This window comes from Bradyrhizobium sp. AUGA SZCCT0431 (assembly GCF_018131065.1).
GTDB lineage: Bacteria > Pseudomonadota > Alphaproteobacteria > Rhizobiales > Xanthobacteraceae > Bradyrhizobium.
In genome coordinates, this window is the sequence record NZ_JAFCLR010000044.1 from 59,174 (window position 1) to 67,105 (window position 7,932).

General features: G+C 62.9%; 12 protein-coding genes. 11 read left to right on the top strand and 1 reads right to left on the bottom strand.

The window, feature by feature from the left end; translation table 11 throughout:
• Positions 1-54: 54 nt before the first annotated feature.
• The 7 genes from JQ567_RS31410 (at position 55) to JQ567_RS31440 (ending at position 5,175) form a co-directional block, all read left to right on the top strand.
• Entirely contained in the window at positions 55-1,116 is a 1,062-nt protein-coding gene (locus tag JQ567_RS31410) for an amidohydrolase family protein (protein WP_212442418.1), read from the top strand.
• A gap of 15 nt (positions 1,117-1,131) precedes the next feature.
• Positions 1,132-2,244 (top strand): amidohydrolase family protein, encoded by a 1,113-nt coding sequence (locus JQ567_RS31415; RefSeq protein ID WP_212442419.1) that lies wholly within the window; start codon positions 1,132-1,134, stop codon positions 2,242-2,244.
• Between the two features lie 75 nt (positions 2,245-2,319).
• On the top strand, positions 2,320-2,766 hold the full coding sequence (locus JQ567_RS31420; RefSeq protein ID WP_212442420.1) for a Rieske (2Fe-2S) protein: 447 nt from the start codon (positions 2,320-2,322) through the stop codon (positions 2,764-2,766).
• A 53-nt stretch (positions 2,767-2,819) separates the two neighbouring features.
• Positions 2,820-3,794, top strand: coding sequence for a quinone oxidoreductase (locus JQ567_RS31425; protein WP_212442421.1), 975 nt, complete (start codon positions 2,820-2,822; stop codon positions 3,792-3,794).
• 209 nt (positions 3,795-4,003) lie between these two features.
• Positions 4,004-4,342 (top strand): hypothetical protein, encoded by a 339-nt coding sequence (locus tag JQ567_RS31430; RefSeq protein WP_212442422.1) that lies wholly within the window; start codon positions 4,004-4,006, stop codon positions 4,340-4,342.
• A 69-nt stretch (positions 4,343-4,411) separates the two neighbouring features.
• Positions 4,412-4,696: a DUF1963 domain-containing protein gene (locus JQ567_RS31435; protein WP_212442423.1), complete on the top strand. Its 285-nt coding sequence runs from the start codon at positions 4,412-4,414 to the stop codon at positions 4,694-4,696.
• The gene (locus JQ567_RS31440) at positions 4,693-5,175 is read left to right on the top strand and encodes a hypothetical protein (protein ID WP_212442424.1); all 483 of its coding nucleotides are present in this window, start codon (positions 4,693-4,695) and stop codon (positions 5,173-5,175) included. Before JQ567_RS31435 ends, JQ567_RS31440 begins: the two co-directional genes overlap by 4 nt.
• A 70-nt stretch (positions 5,176-5,245) precedes the next feature.
• On the opposite strand, the gene JQ567_RS31445 is transcribed toward JQ567_RS31440, so the two are convergent.
• Positions 5,246-5,842, bottom strand: coding sequence for a TetR/AcrR family transcriptional regulator (locus JQ567_RS31445; RefSeq protein WP_212442425.1), 597 nt, complete (start codon positions 5,840-5,842; stop codon positions 5,246-5,248).
• A 103-nt stretch (positions 5,843-5,945) separates the two neighbouring features.
• On the opposite strand from JQ567_RS31445, the gene JQ567_RS31450 reads away from it, so the two are divergent.
• The 4 genes from JQ567_RS31450 to JQ567_RS31465 form a co-directional block, all read left to right on the top strand.
• A complete protein-coding gene (locus tag JQ567_RS31450; protein ID WP_212442426.1) occupies positions 5,946-6,653 on the top strand; it encodes a PspA/IM30 family protein in 708 nt (235 codons plus the stop codon).
• Between the two features lie 67 nt (positions 6,654-6,720).
• Entirely contained in the window at positions 6,721-6,996 is a 276-nt protein-coding gene (locus JQ567_RS31455) for a YiaA/YiaB family inner membrane protein (protein ID WP_212442427.1), read from the top strand.
• A 156-nt stretch (positions 6,997-7,152) separates the two neighbouring features.
• A complete protein-coding gene (locus JQ567_RS31460; protein WP_212442428.1) occupies positions 7,153-7,590 on the top strand; it encodes a hypothetical protein in 438 nt (145 codons plus the stop codon).
• Positions 7,591-7,603: 13 nt separating this feature from the next.
• The coding region (locus JQ567_RS31465; protein WP_212442429.1) for a hypothetical protein at positions 7,604-7,932 on the top strand (329 nt) is incomplete at its 3' end.

Consider the following 7,932-nt stretch of genomic DNA (forward strand, 5'->3'; position numbering starts at 1 on the left):
GCACATTTGCGGGGCGACGCACGCGTTGCCAATAAAGACTCCCAAGGAAACGCCATGACGGCCACGCGGATCGACTGCGATATCCATCCCGCGGTGGGCGGAACCCGCACCACGCTGCTGCCCTATCTCGATGATCACTGGAAGGAACAGGTCGTCAGCCGCGCCATCGACGGCCTCGATCTCAATTCCTATCCGCCGAGCATGCCGTTGTCCGGCCGCGCCGACTGGCGCCCTGCGACGGGCAAGCCCGGCAGCGACCTCGCGATGGTGCAGCGCGGCGCGTTCGACCAGCTCGGCGCCAGCCACGCGATCTGCAACGTGCTCTACGGCGCACAGGCGGTGTTCGATCCCTATATGGCGGCCGCGTTCTGCAAGGCGATCAACGACTGGATCGCGGCCGAATGGCTCTCGAAGGATTCGCGGCTGCGCGCCTCGATCGTGGTGCCGATGCAGGCGCCGGATCTCGCGGTCGAGGAAATCGAGCGGCTTGCCGGTGATCAGCGGTTTGTCTCCGTGCTGGTGCTGGCGCAGGGCGATCAGCTGCTCGGCAAGCGGCACTTCTGGCCGGTGTATCAGGCCGCCGAGAAACATAGACTCCCGATCGCGATCCATGCCGGCAGTCAATATCGGGGCGCGCCGAGTTCTATCGGCTGGCCGTCCTACCGCTACGAATATTATCTGATGGAAGCGCAGGCGTTTCAGGCCCAGGTGCTGAGCCTGGTCTATGAAGGCGTGTTCGGCAAATTCCCGGACTTGAAGGTGGTGCTGATGGAATCAGGCGTCAGCTGGCTGCCCGCTTTCATGTGGCGCGCCAACAAGACCTGGCGCGGGGTGCGCGTCGAGGTGCCCTGGGTCGAGCGCGAGCCGGCCTCGATCATCCGCGACTATTTTCGCGTCACCATGCAGCCGTTCGACGGCCCGCCGGATGCGGCCGGCGTCGCAGATATCATCGAGCAGATCGGTTCCGACAAGATGTTCCTGTTTGCGTCCGACTACCCGCACTGGCAGTTCGACGGCAATGAGGCGATGCCGCCGCATCTGCCGGCCAGTATCGTGTCGCGTATGTGCGCCGACAATCCGCTTGAGACGTTTCCGCGGCTGAAGCTTGCGGCTTAATTAAAGGAGGCTCGCATGAGTGATGTCATCGACCGCCCGATTCTGGAACAGGAAGTCGCCGCCAAGAGCCGGCTGCGGATTATCGATTGCGACGTGCATCCGAGCATCCATGCCCACACCGACCTGCACCAGTTCATGTCGAAACGCTGGCAGGAGCATTTCAGGGATTACGGCAGCCATTTGCGCACGCCCTATATCGGCACCACGCCCTATCCGCGCTCCTCGCCGCTGATCGCGCGGCGCGACGCCTGGCCACCGACCGGCGGGCCTCCGGGATCCGATCTCGCCTTCATGCAGAAGCAGCACCTCGATCCCCTTGATGTCGAGTATGGGATTTTGCAGGTGCTCGACCTCTTCATCTTTTCGCAGCAAAACCTCGAATTCGGCGCCGCGATCCAGCGCGCCATCAACGACTGGCAGCTCGCCTTCTGGTCCGATCGCGATCCGCGATTGAAAGCCTCGATCCTCGCCGGGCAGGACGACACGGCGCTCGCGATCGCCGAGATCGAGCGTTGCGCGAAAATTGGCCGCTACGTGCAGATCAACGTCTGCCCGCGCGCCAACGAACCGCTCGGACGCCGCCGCTACTGGCCGATCTACGAGCGCGCGCAGGAACTCGGCCTGCCGCTCGGCATTCACGTCGGCGGTTATGGCGGGCACGCGCCGACCGGCGGCGGCTGGCCGTCTTATTATGTCGAGGAGCACCAGTCCAACGCGCATACGATGGCGTCGATGCTCACCAGCCTCGTGCTTGAAGGCATCCCTGAGCGTTTCCCAAAACTGAAGATCGTGTTCATCGAGGGCGGCTTCGGCTGGATCCCGCCGGCGATGTGGCGGATGGACCGGCATTTTGGGACCTTCCGCAGCGAGGTGCCGCATCTGAAGCGCAAGCCGTCGGAATATGTGAAGGAGCATTTCTGGTTCACGACGCAGCCGATCGACGAGCCGGATGAGGCAAAACATTTGCGTTCGCTGATCGAATGGGTCGGTGTCGATCGCCTGCTGTTCTCGTCGGATTACCCGCATTGGGACTTTGACGATCCGCGCTTCGCGTTCAGGACGCCGCTGTCGGAGATCGAGCGGCAGAAGATATTCTCTAGCAACGCCCGCGCGGTTTATAAACTTTAACCTAGCGTTTTCAAGCGAAGTGGACACCGGTTCGCGTGAAGAAAACGCGTCAAGAAAAGAACAAGTAAACGAAGCATGGCCCGTCATATCGTCGCCCGCACGTCAGACATCCCGCCCGGCGGCAACAAGGTTTTCGGTGTGGAAGGCCGGGACATCGTTGTGTTCCACGTCAATGGCGAGTTCTTCGCGCTGCTCAATCGCTGTCCGCATGCAGGAGCGCCGCTGGAGAAGGCGGCGTGCGTGGCGCGGCTGACCTCGCCGGAGCCCGGTGTCTATCAGCGCTCGCGCGTCGGCGAGCTGCTCCGCTGCGCCTGGCACGGCTGGGAATTCGACATGCGCAACGGGCAATCCTATTTCGATCCGAAGCGTTTCAAAATCCGCTCCTATCCGGTCGCGATCGAAAGCGGCGAAGCGCTTGTCGAAGATCTTGCCAAAGGTCTTGAAGACCTCGAGAAGGGCCCCTATGTGGCCGAGACCTTTGCGGTCCATGTCGAGGACAGCTACGTCATCATCGAGACCTGAACCGCTCCAGCATTTTTCTCTCTTTCCATCTCACCTGAAGGAAGAAGCATCCCATGACGCACGCCATCCGTTTTCACAAGACCGGCGGTCCCGAAGTCCTAAGCTGGGAGGAAGTCCAGGTCGGCAAGCCCGGCCCGGGCGAGGCGCGCATCCGCCACACCGCGGTCGGTTTGAACTTCGTCGACATCTACAACCGTTCGGGAGTCTATCCGGTGCAACTGCCGAGCGGGCTGGGCAGCGAGGGCGCCGGCGTGGTCGAGGAAGTCGGCAGCGGGGTCACCGACCTGAAGCCCGGTGATCGCGTCGCCTACGGCGCCTCGCCGCTCGGCGCCTATGCCGAGGCGCGGCTGATCCCGGCCGATCGCCTGCTGAAGCTGCCCGACGGCATCGATGACAAGACCGCGGCCGCGATGATGCTGAAGGGCCTGACCACCCAATACCTGATCCGCCAGACCTATCGCGTCAAATCCGGCGATACCATCCTGTTGCACGCCGCCGCCGGCGGCGTCGGCCTGATCCTCGGCCAGTGGGCCAAGCACCTCGGCGCCACCGTGATCGGCACCGTCGGCAGCGAGGAGAAGGCGAAGCTCGCGCAAGCCCACGGTTGCGCCCACACGATCATTTACACCAAGGAGGATTTCGTAAAACGCGTCGACGAAATCACCGGCGGCGCCAAGGTGCCCGTGGTCTATGATTCCGTCGGCAAGGACACGTTCCTGAAATCGCTCGATTGCCTCGCGCCGCTTGGCGTCGCCGCGCTGTTCGGCGCGTCCTCGGGCGCGGTCGAACCGCTCAACCTCGGCCTGCTGGCTGCGAAGGGATCGCTCTACGTCACCCGCCCGACGCTGTTCACCTACGCCGCCAAGCGCGAGAATCTCGTGGCGATGGCGAACGAATTGTTCGAGGTGGTGAAATCAGGCGCGGTCAAGATCGAGGTGCATCAGACCTATCCGCTAAAGGACGCGGCAAAAGCCCATGCTGATCTCGGCGCACGCAAGACCACCGGGTCGACGGTTCTGACGGTGTGAGGAACGCGTAGGGTGGGCAAAGGCGCGCAAGCGCCGTGCCCACCATCTACCCGCAACCGTCTCCGGAATGGTGGGCACGCTGACGCTTTGCCCATCCTACGGTTCTGCCGTACCTCATCGATAAAATTTTACTAAAATCCGACTCCACCTCCGCACCGCCCTTCAACGCCTCCTGTGTATCTCTGGTTGCGAGAACTCAGGGGGCTGAGATGACGGATTTCTGGATCGTGGGCGGTTTGATGGCGGGGGCCTTCGTCTCGCCGCTGTATTTCCTGGCGATGCGGTGGCTCACCAGATCGCAACGCATCGCTTTCTTTGTCCTGATCGGCGCCCTTCTGCTGACGATTTCAGCCCAGATCTACCACAGCGTGATCGCGGGACATTATTTGTCGCTGGCTGACATCCTCGCGATGTTCCGGCCGCTGTCTTTCCTCGCGCTGACGCTGGGCTGGTTCGTCTGCGGCTTGTTCCATGCGCTGGCTTTCCTCGGCCGGGCAGGGGCGCCGCAGCTGGCGCGGCCGGCGTCGTTGCACAACAGGGCTCATTAACGCGCAGCCATAGCTGGACGACAGCCGCAGCTTCCAAACCATTCCGCTTTCAATCGAGGTCTTAAGCCAATGGATGATGATGATGCTTGGCTTGCCGAACTATTTGACCGCGCACGCGACCCGGACCGCGCAAAACAGCTGCCGGCCTGGGCCCTGCTGTTCCACTCGCCCTTCGACCGTTCTGGCGACGCCACGTCGTGGATCGGCGGCGCGCCGATAGCGCCGAGCAACTTCGAATGGCCGAAAGACAGGGACGGAACGCCGCTCCACTTCATTGCGCAGATTGACCTCGCGTCGTTGAAGGCTGCACGACTGCGCATTACCAAATCATCGGCCGCAAGGCGCCGGACGTGATCGGAGCCCTCGAAGTCTGGCGCGGCTTTGCGCTCTCAAGGCCGCAGGACGAGGCCGTCGACAGGGATTCCTTCGAGGCAATCATGCGCCTGCGCCTCGAACTGCATGACGAGATGCTGCCGCACATGTCGAAGCACATGCTCGCGGGCAGGGCCGAGGCAGTCTGGGACGCGATCCAGCGGCAGCATCCGCGCCTCCGCCACGGCGAAGGCTATGACGAACTCCCATCGTGCTACCGCCCGTTCGTCGACATGCGCGAGACCGGCTGGCGCGGCCATCGGCTGTTCGGCATCGAGCCGGAATTTGCAAACAATTGGGAAGATTTGCGCGGGCAGGATTGCGTCATCAGCATCGCTGCCGATGAGCTGCTCCAGACAAAATCGGAGCACGAGTACGGGCTCTCCATCTGGTGCCCGCGCGACCGCATGGCGAAAGGCCTGTTCGACGAAGGCCAACTGATCCGCCATTGCGCCGTCTAAGTCGCCAACAGCGCGCGGGATAAGCGACATCAGCCGCGGCTGATCCAGACGCCCTGATTTATCAGTAGGGTTAGGTCAGCCCCTTCACCATCGCTCTCACAATAACCGCGATCTCCGCGCGCAGCGCCTCGACCGGCACCGCGATCAGCTTCTGTTCGAGGCCGAGCAGCACCATGCCGTGCACGGCCGAGAAAAGACTGCGCGCGGTGACGCCGAGTTCTGCCGCCGATCGTGATGGCAGCAGTGCCGCGAGCGGCTGGAAGATGTGACGAAACAGATCCATCTGCTCGCTGACCGCCCACTCCGGAATAGGTTTGCCCGGTGTCATGCGGTGTTCGAACAGCGCGCGCCAGAGTTCGAGATTTTCGGCCGCGAAATCGCAATAGGCGACCGCAATGCGCACCAGTGTCTCGGCCGGTGAGGGGGGACCCGCGCTTTCGGCCTCGCTCAGCGTAGCATCGAGCCGTCGCAGCGTGCGCGATCCCACCAGCAGGACCAGTTCGTCCATATCGTCGACCAGATTATAGACCGCGCCATTGGCGCAGCCGATTTCCCGCGCCAGTTCCCGCGTCTTCAGGGCCCCCAAACCGCCCGCGGAGATGCTCCGTTCCGCCGCCAGGATCAAGTTTTCCCGTAATTTTGCTCTTCTTTCCAATGCCTTAGACATCTTTTCCATTTTTCTTGAGCAATGCTCAAAATAGTTCTTGAGCAATGCTCAAGATGTGCTACAACAGATTCATGAGCAGCGCTCATAACACAGGGAGTTACCAATGTTCAAAACTGTTTTGACGCTCTTCCGGGGTAGCGTGGCTGCAGCGGGAGAAGAACTGGAAGACCGCAGCGCACTTCTGATCCTCGACCAGCAGATGCGCGACGCGGCCGCGGCCGTGGAGCGCTCCAAGCGGACGCTGGCGCTGGCGATCGCGCAGGACCAGCAGGAAGGCCGCCGGCTCGACGCCACCAACGCCCGCATCGCCGATCTCGAAGTCCGCGCCACCGCGGCGCTCGAGGGCGGCCGGGAAGATCTCGCCCGCGAAGCAGCGCAGCAGATCGCCACTCTCGAAGCCGACCGCGACGCCGCGATGACCGCGCGCACGCTGTTCGCTTCGGAGATCACGCGCCTGAAGCGCCAGGTCTCGGGCGCCGAGGCCCGCATCACCGATCTCGACCGCGGCCGTCGTCTGGCCCGCGCCTCCGAAGCCGTTCGCGCTTTGCGCCGCGGCGGTGTCGAAGCGGCGCGCCCTTACGAAGCCACGCTGCCCGAAGCGGAGCGGACGCTGAAGCGTCTGCGCGAACGGCAGATCGAAGCCCAGGCCGCCGACGAAGCCCTGATCGAACTCGATGCCGCCTCAGGACCGCTGGCGACCGCCGAAAAGCTCGCCGAACAGGGCTTTGGACCACGACTGAAGTCGACCGCTGACGACGTGCTCGCGCGGCTGAACGCCAAGCGTGCGCAAGCTGCCAGCACTAATTCTTGAACCAAGCCTTCTGAACCAAGCCTTCGATTAACACCCAACCTCAAACGTCCACACACAGGAGACTATCATGAACCAGAATGTCCAGCCCCACAGCTCCGCCTGGGTCACCTTCACCTATGTTTCGTTCGCCGCCTCCGTCTTCATGGTCGCCGTCGGCCTGTTCTATCTGCCGATCGATCTCTGGATGAAGGGCTATCTCACGATGGGCATCATCATGATGGTCCAGTGCTGCGTCACCCTGACCAAGACCGTCCGTGACATGCACGAGAGCGGCAAGCTGGTGAACCGCATCGAAGATGCGAAAGCCGAGCGCCTGCTGATGGAAGTTTCGAAGGCCGCGTAAACCTGTGGCGCGTGCTGGCGAAGGCGGGCGGCGGCTGCTTCGGCATCCGCCGTCCGTTTCTCCGGAGGCGCGCTCCGGCCCATCAACGATCGCGTTGGAGCGCCATCCCGCGCGAACTCCAATTCACACGGCAAGAGAAAGGCAAGGACGATGCATATGTCTTCCGAGAATCCTCTCGAAAATGATGACGTGCGCGGCATGCCGGCATGGCCCGATCCACCCTCGCCGCGACGGGCGCTCGTGTTCCTGCTGCTGGGCCCGATCCTCGGAGTTCTCGTCGCCTTGTCACCCGACGTTGCGAGCGGTGGACTTAACGCCTGGCTCGTGCTCATCGGCAAGCAGGTGTTTGTCATCGGGCTGCTGGTATCGGCAATCACCGGGCTCGTCGACGGCATCCTGTCCCGCACCTTGTCGATCTCCTTGCGGGCGCCCCTGATCGCGCTTGTCGGCGCGGTGGCTGCCGTCGGTCTGCCGGCCGCCCTGCTTGGACCGCTGCCGCAGGAGATGTCGATGTGGCTTGCGATCGGCGGCGCATTCTGCATGGGCGTGTGCTCAGTGCTGTCGCACGAATATGGCCGTAGCCATCTGCAATGAAGGGCTGACTTCAATGACGAAGCGAACGCTGGTGTTCCTGCTGTTAGGCCCGTTATCGGTCGTTCTCACGACCTGGGTCGCGGTTGGAATGCCCTTTGAAAGCTTCGTCCCGCCCATCGCGTTGGCGTTGTTTTTCTTCACTTTGCCGGTATCGGCGATCGTGGGCGTCCTTGACGGGCAGCTGGCCCGCGCGATGCCGCTTCTGCTGAGGGCGCCCGTGACGGCGCTGGTCGGCGCGACGGCGGCCATGGTGCTGCCGCGCGCTCTGCTTGGACCGATGCCGCAGGACATGTCGGTGCCGTTCGGGCTCGGCGGAGCATTTTGTATGGGCCTGTGCTCGTT

What these genes read in the sequence shown, in the direction of transcription:
- JQ567_RS31430 (WP_212442422.1), top strand. Translation starts at nt 4,004, where the DNA reads ATGACGGATTTCTGGATCGTGGGCGGTTTGATGGCGGGGGCCTTCGTC.
- JQ567_RS31425 (WP_212442421.1), top strand. Translation starts at nt 2,820, where the DNA reads ATGACGCACGCCATCCGTTTTCACAAGACCGGCGGTCCCGAAGTCCTA.
- JQ567_RS31450 (WP_212442426.1), top strand. Translation starts at nt 5,946, where the DNA reads ATGTTCAAAACTGTTTTGACGCTCTTCCGGGGTAGCGTGGCTGCAGCG.
- JQ567_RS31410 (WP_212442418.1), top strand. Translation starts at nt 55, where the DNA reads ATGACGGCCACGCGGATCGACTGCGATATCCATCCCGCGGTGGGCGGA.
- JQ567_RS31420 (WP_212442420.1), top strand. Translation starts at nt 2,320, where the DNA reads ATGGCCCGTCATATCGTCGCCCGCACGTCAGACATCCCGCCCGGCGGC.
- JQ567_RS31455 (WP_212442427.1), top strand. Translation starts at nt 6,721, where the DNA reads ATGAACCAGAATGTCCAGCCCCACAGCTCCGCCTGGGTCACCTTCACC.
- JQ567_RS31435 (WP_212442423.1), top strand. Translation starts at nt 4,412, where the DNA reads ATGGATGATGATGATGCTTGGCTTGCCGAACTATTTGACCGCGCACGC.
- JQ567_RS31445 (WP_212442425.1), bottom strand. Translation starts at nt 5,842, where the DNA reads ATGTCTAAGGCATTGGAAAGAAGAGCAAAATTACGGGAAAACTTGATC.
- JQ567_RS31415 (WP_212442419.1), top strand. Translation starts at nt 1,132, where the DNA reads ATGAGTGATGTCATCGACCGCCCGATTCTGGAACAGGAAGTCGCCGCC.
- JQ567_RS31460 (WP_212442428.1), top strand. Translation starts at nt 7,153, where the DNA reads ATGTCTTCCGAGAATCCTCTCGAAAATGATGACGTGCGCGGCATGCCG.